This is a genomic window from Ruegeria sp. HKCCA0370 (genome assembly GCF_013033705.1).
Lineage (GTDB): Bacteria > Pseudomonadota > Alphaproteobacteria > Rhodobacterales > Rhodobacteraceae > Ruegeria.
Window position 1 is genome coordinate 74,334 of the sequence record NZ_WQEP01000001.1, and the last position, 18,162, is coordinate 92,495.

The 18,162-nt window shown below is 59.4% G+C and carries 16 protein-coding genes; 10 read left to right on the forward strand and 6 right to left on the reverse strand.

The genetic code is table 11. The features are described 5' to 3' along the window. Positions 1 to 49 precede the first annotated feature (49 nt). The 3 genes from GOW31_RS00395 (at position 50) to GOW31_RS00405 (ending at position 3,564) form a co-directional block, all read left to right on the forward strand. Positions 50 to 865: a TIGR00282 family metallophosphoesterase gene (locus tag GOW31_RS00395; protein WP_171167110.1), complete on the forward strand. Its 816-nt coding sequence runs from the start codon at positions 50 to 52 to the stop codon at positions 863 to 865. A gap of 87 nt (positions 866 to 952) precedes the next feature. Then, on the forward strand, positions 953 to 2,731 hold the full coding sequence (locus GOW31_RS00400; RefSeq protein WP_152458742.1) for an SLC13 family permease: 1,779 nt from the start codon (positions 953 to 955) through the stop codon (positions 2,729 to 2,731). A gap of 95 nt (positions 2,732 to 2,826) precedes the next feature. Beyond that, positions 2,827 to 3,564, forward strand: a complete 738-nt coding sequence (locus tag GOW31_RS00405; protein WP_171167112.1) for a YbaY family lipoprotein — start codon at positions 2,827 to 2,829, stop codon at positions 3,562 to 3,564. A 13-nt stretch (positions 3,565 to 3,577) separates the two neighbouring features. Here GOW31_RS00405 and GOW31_RS00410 read toward each other — a convergent pair whose 3' ends face one another. The 4 genes from GOW31_RS00410 to GOW31_RS00425 form a co-directional block, all read right to left on the reverse strand. Beyond that, on the reverse strand, positions 3,578 to 5,239 hold the full coding sequence (locus tag GOW31_RS00410) for an FAD-binding dehydrogenase (protein WP_171167114.1): 1,662 nt from the start codon (positions 5,237 to 5,239) through the stop codon (positions 3,578 to 3,580). Between the two features lie 10 nt (positions 5,240 to 5,249). Beyond that, a complete protein-coding gene (locus GOW31_RS00415) occupies positions 5,250 to 6,107 on the reverse strand; it encodes a bile acid:sodium symporter family protein (protein ID WP_152458740.1) in 858 nt (285 codons plus the stop codon). A gap of 73 nt (positions 6,108 to 6,180) precedes the next feature. After that, entirely contained in the window at positions 6,181 to 6,915 is a 735-nt protein-coding gene (locus GOW31_RS00420) for a glutamine amidotransferase (protein WP_171167116.1), read from the reverse strand. A 16-nt stretch (positions 6,916 to 6,931) separates the two neighbouring features. Then, complete coding sequence (locus tag GOW31_RS00425) at positions 6,932 to 8,704, reverse strand: SLC13 family permease (RefSeq protein ID WP_171167118.1); 1,773 nt, start codon at positions 8,702 to 8,704, stop codon at positions 6,932 to 6,934. 110 nt (positions 8,705 to 8,814) lie between these two features. On the opposite strand from GOW31_RS00425, the gene GOW31_RS00430 reads away from it, so the two are divergent. Both GOW31_RS00430 and GOW31_RS00435 read left to right on the forward strand, forming a co-directional pair. Beyond that, positions 8,815 to 9,555: a YebC/PmpR family DNA-binding transcriptional regulator gene (locus tag GOW31_RS00430; RefSeq protein ID WP_152458737.1), complete on the forward strand. Its 741-nt coding sequence runs from the start codon at positions 8,815 to 8,817 to the stop codon at positions 9,553 to 9,555. A gap of 149 nt (positions 9,556 to 9,704) precedes the next feature. After that, positions 9,705 to 10,982, forward strand: coding sequence for an MFS transporter (locus tag GOW31_RS00435; protein ID WP_171167120.1), 1,278 nt, complete (start codon positions 9,705 to 9,707; stop codon positions 10,980 to 10,982). 11 nt (positions 10,983 to 10,993) lie between these two features. Here GOW31_RS00435 and GOW31_RS00440 read toward each other — a convergent pair whose 3' ends face one another. After that, the gene (locus GOW31_RS00440) at positions 10,994 to 11,683 is read right to left on the reverse strand and encodes a nitroreductase family protein (protein WP_171167122.1); all 690 of its coding nucleotides are present in this window, start codon (positions 11,681 to 11,683) and stop codon (positions 10,994 to 10,996) included. Positions 11,684 to 11,709: 26 nt separating this feature from the next. Further along, a complete protein-coding gene (locus GOW31_RS00445) occupies positions 11,710 to 12,603 on the reverse strand; it encodes a LysR family transcriptional regulator ArgP (RefSeq protein ID WP_171167124.1) in 894 nt (297 codons plus the stop codon). Between the two features lie 87 nt (positions 12,604 to 12,690). Here GOW31_RS00445 and GOW31_RS00450 point away from each other — a divergent pair, with 87 nt between their 5' ends. The 5 genes from GOW31_RS00450 to betA all read left to right on the forward strand — a co-directional run bounded on the left by GOW31_RS00450 (position 12,691) and on the right by betA (position 18,133). Then, positions 12,691 to 13,290 carry a LysE/ArgO family amino acid transporter gene (locus tag GOW31_RS00450; protein ID WP_171167127.1) on the forward strand — a complete coding sequence of 200 codons (600 nt, stop codon included), beginning with the start codon at positions 12,691 to 12,693 and terminating at the stop codon, positions 13,288 to 13,290. A gap of 40 nt (positions 13,291 to 13,330) precedes the next feature. Continuing rightward, positions 13,331 to 14,239, forward strand: coding sequence for a DMT family transporter (locus tag GOW31_RS00455; RefSeq protein WP_171167129.1), 909 nt, complete (start codon positions 13,331 to 13,333; stop codon positions 14,237 to 14,239). 87 nt (positions 14,240 to 14,326) lie between these two features. Continuing rightward, complete coding sequence (gene betI / locus GOW31_RS00460; RefSeq protein ID WP_171167131.1) at positions 14,327 to 14,899, forward strand: transcriptional regulator BetI; 573 nt, start codon at positions 14,327 to 14,329, stop codon at positions 14,897 to 14,899. Continuing rightward, positions 14,896 to 16,404: a choline-sulfatase gene (gene betC / locus GOW31_RS00465; RefSeq protein WP_171167132.1), complete on the forward strand. Its 1,509-nt coding sequence runs from the start codon at positions 14,896 to 14,898 to the stop codon at positions 16,402 to 16,404. Before betI ends, betC begins: the two co-directional genes overlap by 4 nt. A 70-nt stretch (positions 16,405 to 16,474) precedes the next feature. Next, the gene (gene betA / locus GOW31_RS00470) at positions 16,475 to 18,133 is read left to right on the forward strand and encodes a choline dehydrogenase (RefSeq protein ID WP_171167134.1); all 1,659 of its coding nucleotides are present in this window, start codon (positions 16,475 to 16,477) and stop codon (positions 18,131 to 18,133) included. Positions 18,134 to 18,162 lie beyond the last annotated feature (29 nt).

Genomic DNA, 18,162 nt, shown 5'->3' on the forward strand with positions numbered 1-18,162 from the left:
TCACGCTTCCGCCTTGTTATTGCCCAGTACAGCCCCTACGACCCGGATCATGAGGATTCTGTTTCTTGGTGATGTCATGGGGCGCGCGGGCCGCGCTGCCGTTCAGCAGCATTTGCCGCGCCTGCGCGACGAATGGCGGCTGGATTTTGTCGTGGTCAATGGCGAAAACGCGTCGAACGGCATGGGGCTGAGCGGAGATCACGCCAGGCTGTTGCTCGACGCCGGAGCGGATTGCCTGACGCTGGGCGATCATGCGTTCGACCAGAAAGACATGCTGCAATTCATCGAGAAGGAACAGCGCATCATACGACCCGTGAACTTCGCCAAAGGCGCGCCGGGGCGGGGTCATCGGCTGTTCACGGCCCCGGGGGGACGCAAGGTTCTGGTCGTTCAGGTGCTGGGTCAGGTCTTTATGAAACGCCCGTTCGACGATCCATTCTCGGCTATCGAACCGATCCTGAAATCCCATCCCAGAGGCGGGCAGGCGCAGGCGATCATCGTGGACATGCATTGCGAGGCCACGTCCGAGAAGATGGCGATGGGGCACTACTGCGACAAACGTGCAAGCCTTGTGGTGGGAACGCATACCCATGTCCCGACGGCTGATTCCCAGATTCTGCCGGGTGGCACCGCTTATTTGACCGATGCCGGCATGTGCGGAGATTACGATTCGGTCATCGGCATGGACAAGCAGGAGCCCATGCGACGGTTCATCACCGGTATGCCCAAGGCGCGCTTTACTCCTGCAAACGGCGAGGCCACACTGAGCGGCGTGTTCGTGGAAGCCGATGATCGTGACGGACAGGCCAAAACCGTGCGTATGGTGCGCGTCGGAGGGCGCCTGGAACAAGCCGGGCCCGAATAGTCATCGTCAGGCTTGCTCTGTCGGGCGCAATGCGTGAAACTGCATGTCATCAGGCGCTTGGGCCCGGGTTCGGACAGAATACCACGAATGAATTTCCTTTCACTGACAGACACAGGAAGCGCGGTTCTGGCGCTGGTCATCGTTGCGGGCATGTTCATCATGTTCCTGCGCGAGGTTTATCCGACCGAGGTCGTGGCCATTGGTGGTGTTTCACTGATGCTTGTAACCGGCATTCTGCCCTATCAAAATGCGCTTGCAGTTCTGTCCAACCCGGCACCCTGGACGATTGCCGCGATGTTCATCATCATGGGTGCTTTGGTGCGGACCGGAGCCTTGGACTCGTTCACATCGACCGCGCAAAAGCAAGCTCAGGTGAACCCGCGTATCGCAATCGCATTGCTCATGGGGTTTGTCGTGCTGGCCTCGGCGGTGGTTTCGAATACGCCAGTGGTCGTGGTGATGATACCGGTCTTTGTGCAAATCGCCCGCACCCTGAATGTTCCCGCGTCCAAATTGCTGATTCCGCTGAGTTATGCGGCTATTCTGGGCGGCACGCTGACATTGATCGGCACGTCCACCAACCTGCTGGTCGATGGCGTGGCCCGCGCGCAGGGGATGAAACCCTTTACGATTTTCGAAGTCACGCCGCTGGGGATCGCGCTGGTGATCTACGGCATGATCTATTTGCGGTTCATCGCGCCCAAACTTTTGCCCGAGCGGGACAGCATGGCGTCGCTGCTCAGCGACCGGTCCAAGATGAAGTTCTTTACCGAGGCCGTCATTCCGCCGGACAGCAACCTGATCGGGCGCGAAGTGACAGGAGTTCAACTGTTCAAGCGGCCGGGTGTACGCTTGATCGATGTTCTCCGAGGGGATGAATCCCTGCGGCGAAACCTCAAGGGCGTCGAACTGCGGGTCGGCGACCGTGTCGTGTTGCGAACCGAGATGACCGAGTTGTTGAGCTTGCAAAGCAACAAGGAACTCAAGCGCGTGGACCAGGTGTCTGCCGTTGAAACCAAGACGGTTGAGGTGCTGATCACGCCCGGTTGCCGGATGGTGGGGCGGACCCTTGGAATGATGCGGCTTCGGCGTCGTTATGGCGTTTACGTGCTGGCGGTGCACCGTCGCAACCAGAATATCGGCCGTCAACTGGATGACTTGGTGGTTAGGGTTGGGGATACGCTGCTTTTGGAAGGTGCCCCGGCGGATATCCAGCGGCTGGCGGCGGAAATGGACATGGTGGACGTCACCCAGCCGTCGGCTCGTGCCTTCCGTCGAAGCCATGCACCGATTGCGATTGGGGCTCTTGTAGGGATTGTTGCCCTTGCCGCGCTGGGCATTGCGCCCATCCTGTTGTTGTCGATTGTGGCCTGCGCCGTGGTTCTGCTAACCCGCTGTATCGATGCGGATGAGGCATTTTCTTTTGTGGAAGGTCGCCTGTTGGCATTGATCTTCGCGATGCTGGGCATAGGGGCCGCGCTTGACAGCTCGGGCGCGGTTTCTCTGATCGTCGAGGCCGTTGCGCCGGGGCTCAGTGTCTTGCCGCCATTCCTCATTATCTGGGCGATTTACCTGCTGACCTCGGTGCTGACCGAACTGGTTTCCAACAACGCCGTGGCGGTTGTGGTCACCCCGATCGCCATCGGTCTGGCTCAGGCGGTCGGAATAGATCCGCGCCCACTGGTCGTCGCGGTCATGGTGGCGGCTTCGGCATCTTTTGCTACTCCGATCGGATACCAGACGAACATGATGGTCTATGGCCCCGGGGGCTACAGGTTCACCGACTTCATGAAGGTCGGTGTGCCGCTGAACCTGACGGTCGGATTGTTGGCGTCTCTGCTGATCCCGTTGATCTGGCCGTTATGACATCGGCACAGATTTGCCGCTTTATCGGCGGCGTACTTGTAAATGTCGGATGAACAGCAATCTTTTGTAGAAATATTACTTTAAGGGGTACTGCCATGCTGACATTCGGCCGCTCCACGTTTCCTGCAGTTGTTTTCGCCACCGTTTTGAGCGGCGCATCGCTTGCCGGAACCGTCGAAGGAACTGCAACCTACCGAGAGCGTATTGCGCTTCCGCCTGACACGACCTTGTTCGTCGAGCTTCAGGATATCTCATTGGCGGATGCGCCGGCCGAAACGCTTGCCGCGCAGAGATATGCCTTGACCGGTGTGCCGGCGCAGTTCGAACTGACCTATGATGACGCATTGATTCAGGACGGGCGCAGATACGCCGTGCGTGCTTCGGTCATGCAGGGGCAAAAGCTGTTGTTCACCACGGATACCGTTTATCCGGTACTGACACATGGGGCCGAGAATTCTGCTGACCTGCTGATGATACAGGTGCAACACCAAGGTGCCGCGATGCTGGAAAACACCGAATGGGTCGCTTCGGGCCTCAATGGTGCGGCTGTCGAGACAGAGAAACGTCCTGAACTTGCTTTTGGGCAGGGCGGGGCATTTTCAGGCAGCGGCGGTTGCAACCGGTTCAGTGGCCAGGCCGAGATTTCTGACAATCGGATTGCGTTCCCGGACAATATGGCTGCAACGCTCATGGCTTGCCCACCCCCGCTGGATGAGGTCGAGCGGCAGTTTCTCAAGGCGATGCAAAGTGTCACGACCTTCGCGATGCAAGGCAACGCGCTGGCCTTGCTGGATGCTCAGGGTGAGCCGGTGATCAAAATGATGCGCAAGTAATAGGGCAGGGCTGTCACGCGATGGCCCTCGATCGCCCGGCGTTGCGACCCGAAAAGATGCAGCCGCCCAGGAAGGTTCCCTCAAGCGCGTTGTAACCGTGATAACCACCGCCACCGAATCCGGCGACTTCGCCGGCTGCGAACAGGCCCGGCACAACCTGACCGTCGGCGCCGATCATCTGACTGTCCAAATTGGTCTGCAAACCGCCCAGTGTCTTGCGGGTCAGCACGTGCAGCTTGACTGCGATCAGCGGGCCGTTCTTTGGGTCCAGGAACTTGTGCGGTTTGGCGGTGCGGATCAGCTTGTCGCCGCGATAGTTGCGCGCCGCCAGGATCGCCATCATCTGCGCATCTTTTGAGAAAGGATTGTCCACCTGTGAATCCCGTGCTTCGATCTGGGCGCGCAGATGCGCCTCGTCGATCAGACCCCCGCCCAGATGGTTCATGCCGCTCACCAGTTCGGTCAGCGTGTTGGCCACGACGAAATCCTCGCCGTGTTCCTTGAACGCCTCGACCGGTGCAGTTGCCTTGGAACCGGACAGAATGCGCTGACGGATCACCTCTTTCCAGCTGCCCGAGGTGAAATCGGGGTTCTGTTCGGACCCGGACAGAGCGAATTCCTTCTTGATGACCTTTTGGGTCAGAACAAACCAGCTGTATTCGTATCCAGTTTTCAGGATTTCCTTCAACGTTCCCAGCGTATCGAATCCCGGCAGGCAGGGCGGTTCCAGACGGTTTCCCTTGGCGTCGAACCACATTGAACTGGGGCCGGGCAGAATGCGAATGCCATGGGCGGGCCAGATCGGATCCCAGTTGCACACACCTTCGGTGTAATGCCACATACGGTCGCCGTTGATGACATGGCCACCGGCCTTTTCGCTGATGGCGATCATCCGACCATCCACATGGAAGGGCACACCCGCCACCATGTCCTTGGGCGGTTCGCCCAGGCGGTCGCGGGGCCAGTTCTGGCGCACCATCTCGAAATTGCCACCTATCCCGCCCGAGGTGACGATGACCGAGGGTGCATAGACCTCGAACTCGCCGACCTCGTCGCGGTTGGTCTTGCCGCCGCGCGGGGCCGCGTCATCGGCCAAAACCTCGCCCGAGACGCCCTTGGCCTCGCCGTTCTGCATGATGATATGGCTGACCTGATGGCGGAACTTCAGCTGGATCAGACCGGCGCTGACATGGGCGCGGACCCGGCGGATGAAGTGCTCCAGCACACCGGGTCCGGTGCCCCAGGTGATGTGAAAGCGCGGGACGGAATTGCCATGCCCGTTTGCATAAGACCCGCCACGTTCAGCCCAGCCCACGACCGGAAACCAGCGCAGGCCCATGTCATGCAGCCAGGGGCGCATTTCACCGGCGGCGAACTCGACATAGGCCTCGGCCCATTTGCGGGGCCAGGTGTCTTCTTCGCGGTCAAACTGCGCGCTTCCCATCCAGTCGTGCAGCGCCAGATCGTGGCTGTCGCGGATACCCATGCGGCGTTGTTCCGGCGTGTCGACCATGAACAGGCCACCCAGGCTCCAGAAGGCCTGACCGCCCAGAAAACCTTCTGGTTCCTGATCGAGTATTATTACCTTTTTGCCTCGGTCGCCCAGTTCGGCCGCGGCGGCCAATCCGGCCAGACCAGCACCGATTACGATCGCATCAGCAGTGTTGTTTGTCATAACGGTCCTTTCAGCGCCTGCGGAACCAGACAAGAAACGGCAGAACCACGGCGTACATCGTAATGCCATAAACTGCCGAGGGCAGGGCCAGCGGGCTGAACCCGCTTTCGGTATTCGTGATCAGCGCCGCCAGTGTAATGCCCAGCGTGGAGTTTTGAATTCCGGTTTCGATCGAGATCGTCTTGCACTCATTCCAGGACAGGTTTGATATCCGCGCCAGCCCCAGCCCGATGAACAGCAGGGCGATATTCAAAGAAATCAAGCCTGCGCCCATGATGCCAAGATTGTCGACGAACAATTGCCAGTTCCCGGCCAGTGCCGCGGCAACGATCAGCACGAACAAAACGGTCGCGAGCGTCGACAATCCCGGCTCTACGCGGTTTGCAAACCCTGTTGCAAAGTTGCGAACTCCGACCCCGATGCCCACGGGAAGCGTTGTTATCAGAAACAATGCAACAGCCAGCCCGGTGATCGAAACCTCGGGGGCTTCGTCGCCCATGAAATGCGCGATCGACCACGCGGCCAGTATTGGCACGGTCACCATCGACAAAAGGCTGATCACGGCGGTCAGGCTGACCGAAAGCGCGACATCGGCTTTGGCGAGCTTGGAGAGGATGTTGCTGGTTACGCCGCCCGGGCAAAAACTGAGCAGCATGAAACCAACCGCGATCTCGGGGGGCAATGCAAAGATTGTGACCGTCACGAAGGCCGCGACTGGCAAGAGAACAATCTGGCTTGCCGCCCCGATGGCAAAGGCGCGTCGCCGGCTCAGGACACGACGGAAGTCTGCCACCTCCAGCCCGATGCCAAGAGACAACATGATAATGGCAAGCGACACCGGCAAGCCGACATTCAAAAGCAAATCCAAGGACAACTCCTCCCAAAGTTGCGTCAGATCAGCCTATGCGAGGGGGCAAGGCGCAGGCAACCGCGCCGTTGGGTCATTCGTATCGTCGGACGAACCGGCGCAGGATCTCGCCCGGCTGCGTGACATCGGCCGAATGGCAGTGGTCGATCAGTTTTTGCGCGTCTTCAGGCGGGAAATAGCCGTGGTTCTTGTAGATATTGATGCGCTGTTCAAAATCCCTGGCGTCTGCTTCGGGGTGGAACTGCGTGGCGTATACGTTCTGCGCCCAACGGATCATCTGGAACGGGCAGGGGTCTGACGCGACAAGGTGAACGCATCCTTTCGGCAGAGCCTGAACCGCTTCCTTGTGGCCAACGAAAGCGTCGAAGGTGGGTTCCAACCCGGCGGTCAACGGATCCCGCTGCCCTTCCGGGGTCAAATGGCACGTGGATGGCCCAACGGGTTCGCCATACCGCGCCTTGCTGACGTCGCCGCCCAGATACGCCGCCAGAATGCCAAGGCCATAGCAGCAGCCCATGAACGGGTGATCTTGCGCGATGATCTGCGGCATCAACCCCATGATCGCAGCCTCGATCCGGGCATCCAGCGGGGATTTGGTCGCCGGGTCGTCACTGACGCATCCCGGTCCGCCGCCTACGATGACACCGGCATAGTCCGTGACATCCAACCCTTCTGGCAGGTCGTCGCAATCCAAACGGATGCGATGCGTCTGTTCAGGAGACAACCCGCTCCGGTTCAGGATCGAGGCATATTCGGCATCGGACGCATCTGTTTCGGGGCGCAGTTGCAGGATCAAAAACGGTTTCATACGCAGCCTTTACCCGTCACAGCGGCCAGAATACAAGAATGGCGGGAACAGAAACGGCTATGATCAGCACTTCCAGCGGCAATCCCATGCGCCAGTAATCTCCGAACCGATAGCCGCCGGGCCCTAGAACCAGCGTGTTGTTCTTGTGCCCGATGGGGGTAAGGAACGCAGCCGAAGCCGCAACGGCCACGGTCATCAGGAACGGGTCGGGTGACACCTCGAGCGTGCGTGCCATCTGTATCCCGACAGGCGCGGCGACAATGGCGGTGGCGGTGTTGTTCAACACGTCCGACAAAGTCATCGTGACAACCATCAATACGGTCAGAATGGCCCAGGCGGGCAGACCATCGGTCAGTTGAATCAGGGCGTTTGCGATCAGTTCGGTGCCGCCCGAGGTCTCCAAGGCACTGCCCAGGGGGATCATAGACCCCAGCAGTACGACCACCGGCCATTCGATGTGATTGTAAATGTCGGTGATCGGCATGATCTTGGTCAGCACATAAGCAATCACGACCAGCCCCAAAGCAATGGGAAGGTAGATCAACCCGACACTTGCGGCCAAAACAGCGGCGGCAAACAGACCGATGGCCAGCCATGCCTTGTCGTTTGCAGTAACGTTCAGCCCGCGTCCGGCAAGGGGCAGGCAACCCAGCCATTCCGTGACATCCGCAGCGCGGTCGCGGGGGCAGAGCAGCAGCAGAATATCGCCCGGTTCCACCTCGGTCTTGCGGACCTGTTCGGTAATCCTGCGCCCCTGGCGTGAGATGCCCATCAGAACGGTGCTTTGCCGCCAGGCCAGCCCAAGCCCTTGTGCCGTGCGGCCTGTGATGCGCGCGCTTTCCGGCACGACGACTTCAATCACTTCCAGCCCGTCACCCTCGGCCGTCAGCAACTCCTGCCGGCGCGTGTCCGAGAAGTCGAGATTGAGCGCTGCGCGAAACTCGTCCAGCGCCTCGGGTCGGGCTTCCAGAACCAGCGCGTCACCTTCCTGCAAAACGGCGTGCGCCGACCGGCCATAGCGCCGTTTGCCATCCCGGATCAAACCGATGATGGCCACGTCCGATTTCTCGGCCACCTCATAAAGCTCGCTGACCCGTTTGCCGATATGGGCGGATTCCGGGGGGACGGTCAGCTCGGCGATGTATTCGGCCAAAGTTTCCGATGTCTCGGCCTGCGGTCCGCGATTGGGGATCAGGCGCCAGCCCACCAGTGCGACAAAGGCAAGACCGGTGATTGCGGCCAGCCCACCGACCGGGGCAAAATCGAACATGTGAAACGGCTCGCCCAGTGTTTCGGCCCGGATCGACGCGATGATGATGTTCGGAGGCGTGCCGATCAGTGTGGCCATCCCCCCCAGAATGGTGGCAAAGCTCAGCGGCATCAGCGACAGGCCCACCGATCGTCCGGCCTTGCGTGCGGTCTGGATGTCCACGGGCATCAGCAACGCCAGCGCCGCCACGTTGTTCATAAAGGCCGACAGAACCGCGCCGATCCCACCCATCAGGGCGATATGCGCACCTAAGCCCCGCGAGGCATCAACCAGCGTGCGGGTGATCAGGAACACTGCGCCTGATCGGACTAAACCGGCAGAAACCACCAAAACCAGCGCCACGATGATGGTCGCGGGATGGCCGAACCCGGCAAAGGCACCATCCACGGGCACGACGCCCAGCACAACGCCAATCATCAGCGCGGCAAAGGCCACGAGGTCGTATCGAAACCGGCCCCACAGCAGCATTCCGAAGACGGTGATGAAAAGCGCAAAAAGAATGATCTGGTCTGTCGTCATGTCGTCACCATACTAGCCGGTGAAGCCGTCGCAAGCCGCTCTCTTGATCCTGCCCCCTGCAAACGTCTATATCAGCGCCGAACACGCAATCACGATGACGAGGACGCATTATGGCAGGCCACTCAAAATGGGCCAATATCCAGCACCGCAAGGGGCGTCAGGACGCCGCGCGGTCCAAACTGTTTTCCAAACTGTCGAAAGAGATCACCGTTGCCGCCAAGATGGGTGACCCCGATCCCGACAAGAACCCGCGCTTGCGTCTGGCCGTGAAAGAGGCCAAGTCGAACTCGGTTCCCAAGGATGTGATTGACCGCGCGATCAAAAAGTCCACCGCCGGTGAAGGCGACGATTACGAAGAAATCCGCTATGAGGGCTATGGCCCCAACGGCGTGGCCGTGATTGTTGAAACCATGACGGACAACCGCAACCGCACCGCGTCGACCGTGCGTTCGACCTTTTCCAAGAACGGCGGCAATCTGGGCGAGACGGGCTCGGTCGGGTTCATGTTCGAGCGCAAGGGCGAAGTGATTTACCCGGCAACGGCGGGTGACGCAGACACCATATTCGAAGCCGCCATTGAGGCCGGCGCGGAAGATGTCGAAAGTTCAGAGGATGGCCACATCATCTGGTGTGCGGATACGGATCTGAACGACGTTTCGAACGCGTTGGAAGCTGCGCTGGGTGAATCGGAATCCACCAAATTGGTCTGGAAGCCGACCACCACGACCGAGCTGGGTCTGGAAGACATGCAAAAGCTGATGAAGCTGGTGGATGCGCTGGAAGACGATGACGACGTACAGCGTGTCACGACCAATTTCGAGGCCTCGGATGAGGTGATGGCACAGCTCTGAGCTGTTGCGGATCTTGACGGCGAAACCCGGCTCAACCGTCGGGTTTTTTCGTTTTCGGACAGTTTCGAAGAGTTGTTGGCTGAACCCTTCGAAACGCATAGGCTGGAAAAACCCGGAATTTCCGAGACAACGCCACCGAAAGATCCACGATGGATGCGACTGCTGAAAAGGCCAAGCGAAACGTGCCGGTTCTTGCTGGGCAGAGTATCGTGTCTCAGGTTGCGTGGACTCTGGGCAGCCCATCGGTGGTTTTGCCGTTTCTGGCCGTGTCATTCGAACTGCCGATGTTCGTGGCGGGCGCGCTGGTTTCGGTGCGAATGATTGGCAGCATGATTTCCGATTTCTTTCTGGCGCAATCCGTCGCGGCGAAATCGCAAAAGAAACGCGCAATCGCTCTGACCGAAGCGATCATCGGATCCTGTCTGGTCCTGGCAATGGTGGCCGCCGCGACCGGGGTCGTTCCGTTGATCGCAGTGGTTTTCGTGGCGGTCTTTTTCGTGATCGGTCTTGTGGACGAGGTGCAGAACCTGATGTTCACCGATCTGCTGGGCGATCATGTCCATTCGCGTTCGCGCATGGTCCTGCATTACCTGCAACTTGGGGGCGGAGGCCTGTGTGCCATCGGTCTTGCCATGCTGGTGCATCAGATCACCAAGGAAAACCCACCTTTTTCGCGCCATTCAACCATGATCGGCGTATCGGTTGCGTTTTTCATGCTGTCAGGGCTTTTGATGCTGGCCATGACAGAGAATGCCCGCTCGGCGGAGCCGGCAAACAAGACCGGACCCAAAGCAAAGCTGTCGTTCAAGGCCAATGCCCGGGGTATTCTGGGCATGTTCGAATACTCGTGGTTTCGGCGTTACATGGTCATGCGAATGTTGTTGGTGGCTGTTTCGCTCTCTGTCCCGTTCTTCGCGCTGATCGCGGCCGAGGCGCATCACAGCTCGGCCAAGGGACTGACCGCGATGATTGTTTCATCTGCTTCGGGCTATCTTGTGTCCGGGCCTTTGTGGCAGGTCGTGAACATGAAATCTCATCGTGCCGTCATGGTGGTCGGGACACTCATGGTGGCCGCTACCGGAGGTGTTCTGCTGGCATTCCACTACATGGGTATCGATCACGATGTGCACCTGCATGCGATAGCGCTGTTCGTCGTCACCGTCGCGGTGACCGGGATCAGCAGCGCACGCAAGCTCTATTTCCTGGACGTCGCGCCCAAGGAGCAACGCGTTCAGGGATCCGCAGCTATCAAATCGTTTACTCGATTGTTGGCGGTGCTGCTTTCGGCCGCGCTGGCCGCAGTCGCCCATATGCATGAGGTTGCCTTGGCGGTCGCGTTCATAGTCGCGGCCAGTCTGATGGCTTGCGTGACGTGCTACCTGACGATGTCGCCCGACCGGGAAGATTCCCCCCGGCCTCAGAACTAATGCAGGTCCGCTCAGAAGAACGAGGAAATCTCTTCCAAAGGCTTCTTCAGCTTTGCCACAGAAGGTACGGTCGCGGTTTCCGAGGGGTGTCCAACTGCGATGATCATTGTCGGTTTCTCTGAAGCGGGCCGACCCAGCGCATCGGTCAGAAACCGCATCGGATTCGGGGTATGTGTCAACGTGCTGAGACCGGCGTGATGCAACGCCGCCAGCAAAAAGCCGGTGGCAATGTTCACACTTTCCGGCACGTAGTAATTCTTGTACCGCGTCCCGTCTTCGAATTGCCCCCAGCGTTGGGCAAAGACCACGATCAGCCACGGGGCGACGGTCAGATGTTCCTTGACCGCGTTTGTCCCGATGGGTTCCAGAGCCTTGATCCATTCATCGCCCGCCCCTCCCGCGTAAAAGCGACGCTCTTCTTCTTCGGCTTCCTCGCGGATGCGCAGTTTCAGCTTGGGGTCCGAGACGGCAGCAAAATGCCAGGGCTGGTGGTTTGCACCTGACGGGGCCGTTCCCGCGGTGCGCAGGCAGGTTTCGATCACATCACGAGCCACCGGGCGCGTAGAGAAATCCCGAACGGTATGACGCCGCCGCATCTTTTCAAAGAAAGCCACAGCTGCGTCCTGCATGTCCGCATCACTGATCTCGCATCGGTCGGGCAGGGGAATGGGGTCATAACTGAGGGTGTCGCGCGAGAACATTGGTTCCTCCAATCGAATGAGTCTGACTATTTGCCTTGTGACGGTAGCAAAACCCGTTGCGCGGCATGCTGGACCGCTTGTGTAAGGGGTTTGAGCGCCGGGGCAAGAACCCGCCCGACCTGCCAGCTGAGCGCGATGTCCAGTGGCGCATCGGGCACGATCGGGCTCAGCAGCCCACGTGCCATGGCGTCTTGCACAAGGGCTGCGGGGTTCATGCCCCAGCCAATTCCGGCGACTGCGGCATCAACGAACCCTTGCGAAGATGGCAGGAAGTGGAAAGGCGGTGACAGATGTTTGCCGGTGTGATTTGCGATCCACGCTTTTTGCAGACCGTCCTTCCTGTTGAAGACAAGGCAAGGCGCTATGCTGAGGGTTTCCTCGGTCACGCCGTTCTTGAACCAGGTGTTGACAAATTTCGGGCTGGCGGTGGGCAGATATCTCAACACGCCCAGCTCAATCGCGTCGCAACCGCTCACTGTTTGTCCGCCGACGGTGACGGCGGCGCTGACCTCGCCGCGCCTCAGCCAGTCCGCCGAATGGTCCTGATCGTCGATCACAAGGTCGAACAGCATGTCGGGCACCCGCGCAATCGCGTCAATGAACCAGGTGGCCAGAATGTCGGCGGGTACCGCAACGCGAACCCGCGCGGACCCGGGTTCTTGTGCCAGAGTCAATTCCCGAGCCAGCTGCGCTTCCAGCAAACCGACATCTTCGGCGTAACGTGCGATGCGCTGCCCTGCTGGCGTTCCGGTGCAAGGGGTTCCCCGATGGATGAGCGAGGCGCCCACGCGATCCTCCAGCGCTTTTATCCGCTGGGATATCGCCGAAGGGGTTACAGCCAGTTCCGCCGCCGCCGCATCAAAGCTGCCATGGCGCAGAATGGCTGACAAAGCGGCCAATTGGTGAGGGTCCAGCAGCATTAGCAAAACTTAACTGAGGGCAACATCTTTAATTTGATAGATCGTATCGCGGCCATTAGTCAACGCAATGGCTACGCAGGAGATACCATGCCTACATCCGTGATCGCCGGTTTCGCACTGGGTTTCAGCCTGATTCTCGCCATCGGGGCGCAGAACGCCTTTATTCTGAGGCAGGGCTTGCGGCGCGAGCATGTGTTTTTTCTGTGCCTGACCTGCGCGGTGTCTGATGCCATCCTGATCGGAGCAGGCGTGGCAGGTTTTGGCACTCTGGCACAGGCCGCACCTTGGTTCGAAACCGTGATGCGATACGGTGGGGCGGCATTCCTGACCTGGTATGGCCTGCGCAGTCTCCGGTCTTCCTGGCTGGGTGGTTCGGTGATGGAAATCTGCAATGGCAAGCGAACCAGCCTCAAGGCCGCGCTGCTGACGGTTTTTGCGTTCACCTGGCTGAACCCGCATGTATATCTGGATACGGTCGTGCTGATCGGTTCGATCTCGGCCCAATATGACGACCGGCTTGGTTTCGCCCTCGGCGCGATGACATCCAGCTTTGTATTCTTCTTTTCGCTTGGCTATGGGGCAAGCATCCTGTCGCCTGTTTTTGCGCGCCCCAGGGCGTGGCAGGTGCTGGATGCAGGGATTGGCGTGGTCATGTTGGGTATCGCGCTGAAACTTGTTACCATGTGAAGGGTTGTTCCCGGCCGGGTTTCGGTGTTCAACCTTGAACATGAATTCATCCACCGTATCGTCCCGCCCGCTTGCCGGCATGTTCTGGATGTTCGCCGCCGGCTTGTCCTTTGTTGTGATGACCGCGCTGGTGAAGTCGCTGGGCACATCGATGAATTCCATCCAGGCCGCGTTTCTGCGATATGTGCTGGGGTTGGTGTTTCTGTTGCCGGCCATGCGGTCGATCATGGCGACGCATCTGACCCCCCGCCTGCTGACGCTGTTCGGTATGCGAGGCGTCGTGCATGCGGTTGCGGTCATGCTGTGGTTCTTTGCGATGACACAGATCCCACTGGCCGAAGTTACAGCCATGAATTACATGACACCGGTTTACGTCACACTGGGGGCGGCCCTGTTTTTGGGCGAAAAGCTGGCCTTTCGCCGGATTGCGGCGATTCTGGTCGCGTTGGTTGGCGTCCTGATCATCCTGCGGCCCGGGTTTCGCGAAGTGTCATCAGGCCATCTGGCCATGCTGGGAACGGCCCTGACCCTTGGGGGGTCGTATTTATTGGCCAAAATTCTGGTGCGTGACGTACCGCCCGCCGTCGTTGTGGCACATCTGTCGATCTGGGTGACCATTGCCTTGATACCCTTTGCGATCGCCGTTTGGACGCAGCCAAGCCTGCGGGATATCGGGGTTCTTTTTCTGGTGGCCAGTTTTGCGACCGCCGGGCACTATTTCATGACCCTGGCGCTTCAAGCGGCGCCGGTGGCCGTCACGCAGCCGGTGACGTTTCTTCAGTTGATATGGGCCACGATCCTGGGCGCCGCGGTTTTCCATGAAAGCGTTGACGTTTGGGTTGTCGCAGGCGGCACGCTGATCCTTGCCGCCGTAAGCTTTATTTCATGGCGCGAATTCGTGTTGAACCGCAAGGACTTGACGCCTCCGAGTATTGCGCCGAAGCTGTAACGACATCGCTCCCTGATTTTTCATTAATTGACGAGTCAATAAAAACCCCCTAGCGTGGTCCCGTGACACCTGTTCAAGGGGAGAACGATGCCAAAAGTCGGAATGGAGCCAATCCGCCGGGATGCGATTGTTCGCGCGACAATCGCTGAGCTGGGCGTGAAGAAATCCCTTGATGTAACAGTCAGTCAGATTGCCAAACGTGCCGGCATGTCCAGCGCGCTTGCGCACCACTATTTCGGCGGCAAGGATCAGATCTTTCTGGCCGCCATGCGCCGGATCCTCTCGGACTTTGGCGAAGAAGCAAGGGGCGAGCTGAAAGCGGCTGCGGCGGACGAAAGGGCGCAGGCGATCGTAAGGGCGTGTTTTGCGCCTTCTTGTTTCACACCCGATGTGATCGCGGCCTGGATGACCTTCTATGTGTTGGCTCAGACCAATGATGATGCCCTGCGCCTGTGGCAGATCTATCAGGCCCGCATCAAATCCAATTTGACCCACGCCCTGCGGCACAAGTTGGCTGACCCGCAAGAGGCGGCTGAGAACATGGTTGCCCTGATTGACGGGCTGTACATCCGCGCCGCACTCAGCGCCCCTGAAGAACCGCAACTGGCCGTGAACCACGCGATGCGTGTGCTCAATACTCTGCTCGAGGCTGAAAAATGACAAAACCGAACATTCTGATCCTGATGGTGGATCAGCTAAACGGGACTCTCTTTCCAGACGGTCCCGCTGATTGGCTTCACGCTCCGAACCTGAAGAAACTGGCGGAACGGTCAACCCGATTTGCCAACGCTTACACGGCGTCGCCCTTGTGCGCGCCCGGGCGGGCCAGCTTCATGTCCGGTCAATTGCCGTCGCGCACCGGCGTCTATGACAACGCGGCCGAATTTCGCAGCGATATCCCCACATACGCGCATCACCTGCGCCGCGCGGGCTATTCCACCTGTTTGTCGGGCAAGATGCATTTCGTCGGCCCCGATCAGCTGCACGGGTTCGAAGACCGCCTGACCACCGACATCTACCCGGCCGATTTCGGCTGGACCCCGGATTACCGCAAGCCGGGTGAACGCATCGACTGGTGGTATCACAACATGGGGTCCGTCACCGGCGCGGGTGTTGCCGAGATTTCCAACCAGATGGAATACGACGACGAGGTCGCCTATAACGCCAAGGCCAAACTTTATGATCTGGCACGTGGCAAGGATGACCGCCCGTGGTGCGTGACCGTCAGCTTCACGCACCCCCATGACCCATATGTTGCCCGCCGCAAATACTGGGACCTTTACGAAGATTGCGCACATCTGCTGCCCGAGGTCGCCGATCTGGGTTATGACAATCAGGACCCCCACGCCAAGCGCATCTTCGATGCCAATGACTGGCGCAGTTTCGACATCACCCAAGAAGATACCCGCAAGTCGCGTCGCGCCTATTTCGCCAATATTTCCTATCTGGACGACAAGATCGGCGAAATCCTCGAAGTGCTGGAAACCACCCGGCAAGAGGCGATCATCCTGTTCGTTTCGGATCACGGCGACATGCTGGGCGAACGCGGGTTGTGGTTCAAGATGAACTTCTACGAAGGCTCGGCGCGTGTGCCGCTTATGATCGCTTCGCCTGATCTGCCCGCCGGCCGGATAGATGCTCCGGTATCGACAATAGACGTAACGCCGACCCTGGGGGCGCTGGCTGGCGTAGACATGGCCGAGATCGCCCCCTGGACCGATGGCGAAAACCTCGTGCCGTTGGTACTGGGCGAAGAACGAACCACACCGGTAACCATGGAATACGCGGCCGAGGCATCCTACGCGCCGCTGGTCTCGTTGCGATATGGCAAGTGGAAATACAACCGCTGTGCGCTGGACCCTGATCAGTTGTTTGATCTTGAGGCCGACCCGCACGAACTGAACAATCTGGCAGACAGCCCCGAACACGCAGGCACGTTGCAAACACTGCGTGCCAAATCCGAGGCCCGTTGGGATCTGGATCGCTTCGATGCCGAAGTCCGTGCCAGCCAGGCTCGGCGTTGGGTTGTGTACGAAGCGCTGCGGCAAGGCGGATACTACCCGTGGGATTATCAGCCGCTGCAAAAAGCGTCGGAACGCTACATGCGCAATCACATGGATCTGAACATCGTCGAGGAAAACGCCCGGTTCCCACGAGGCGAATAACCTCTTCATCTTTTCGAAATTACTCCCGCCGGAGGCATCCAACCTTCTCGGCGGGGCAGGAGTTGTGGAAATGGAAGCAGATTTTGTCATCGTCGGCGCAGGGTCCGCAGGCTGCGCAATGGCATATCGTCTGAGCGAGGCCGGGGCCTCGGTTCTGGTGATCGAACACGGCGGCACCGACATGGGGCCGTTCATTCAGATGCCGGCGGCGCTGAGCTATCCGATGAACATGTCGCGCTATGACTGGGGCTATCAGTCCGAGCCCGAGCCGCACCTGAACAACCGTCGCCTGGCCTGTCCGCGCGGCAGGGTGATCGGCGGGTCGTCCTCGATCAATGGCATGGTCTATGTTCGCGGCCACGCGCGCGATTTCGATACCTGGGCCGAGATGGGGGCTGACGGTTGGTCTTACGCGGATGTTTTGCCTTATTACAAACGGATGGAAACCTGGCACGACGGCGGCCATGGGGGAGATCCGGCATGGCGCGGCACTGACGGTCCGTTGCACGTGTCGCGCGGCCCGCGCGAGAACCCGTTGTTTCAGGCCTTTGTGGACGCCGGTCAGCAGGCCGGTTACGAAGTCACGGGCGACTACAACGGTGAAAAGCAGGAAGGCTTTGGCCCGATGGAACAGACCGTCTGGAAAGGGCGGCGCTGGTCTGCGGCGAATGCCTATCTGAAACCCGCGCTCAAGCGCGACAATTGCGATATCGTGCGCGGTCTTGCGTCTCGGGTTGTCATGGAAAACGGCCGCGCCACAGGGGTCGAACTGATCCGTGGCGGCAGGAAAGAGGTCATCAAGGCCCGGCGCGAAGTCGTTCTTGCTGCATCGTCGATCAATTCACCCAAACTGCTGATGTTGTCCGGTATCGGCCCGGCGGCGCATCTGGCCGAGCATGGGATCGACGTCGTGGCGGATCGCCCGGGGGTTGGTGCCAACCTACAGGACCATCTTGAGCTTTACATCCAACAGGCGTCGCTGCAACCGATCACGCTCTACAAGCACTGGAACCTGTTCAGCAAGGGCCTGATCGGGGCGCAATGGCTGTTTACCAAAACGGGATTGGGCGCATCGAACCAGTTCGAAAGCGCGGCGTTCATCCGGTCGAAACCGGGCGTGGAATACCCCGACATTCAATACCACTTCCTGCCGATTGCCGTGCGCTATGATGGGCAGGCCGCTGCCGAGGGGCACGGGTTCCAGGCGCATGTCGGCCCGATGCGGTCGCCGTCACGCGGGGCGGTCACATTGCGCTCTGCCCAAGCCGCAGACGCGCCGGTGATCAAGTTCAACTACATGAGCCATGAAAAGGATTGGGAGGATTTCCGCACCTGTATCCGGCTGACCCGCGAAATCTTTGGGCAAGCCGCCTTCAAGCCCTTTGCGGGCAAGGAAATTCAGCCCGGTTCCGCTGTCCAAACGGATGAAGATCTGAACGCCTTTATCGCGGAGCATGCGGAAAGCGCCTATCACCCCTGCGGTACGTGCCGGATGGGGCGCGCGGATGACAAGAATGCGGTAGTCGACCCCCAAGGCCGTGTCATCGGCGTGGACGGGTTGCGCGTTGCGGACAGTTCAATCTTTCCGCAGATCACCAACGGCAACCTGAATGCGCCGTCTATCATGGTGGGTGAAAAAGTGTCGGATTCGCTCTTGGGCAAAGATCCGTTGCCGAAGGCCAATGATCGTCCGTGGATTCACCCCAACTGGGCAACCGCTCAACGTTAACCTTTCCAAACGGCCCCCGGTTGAATGCG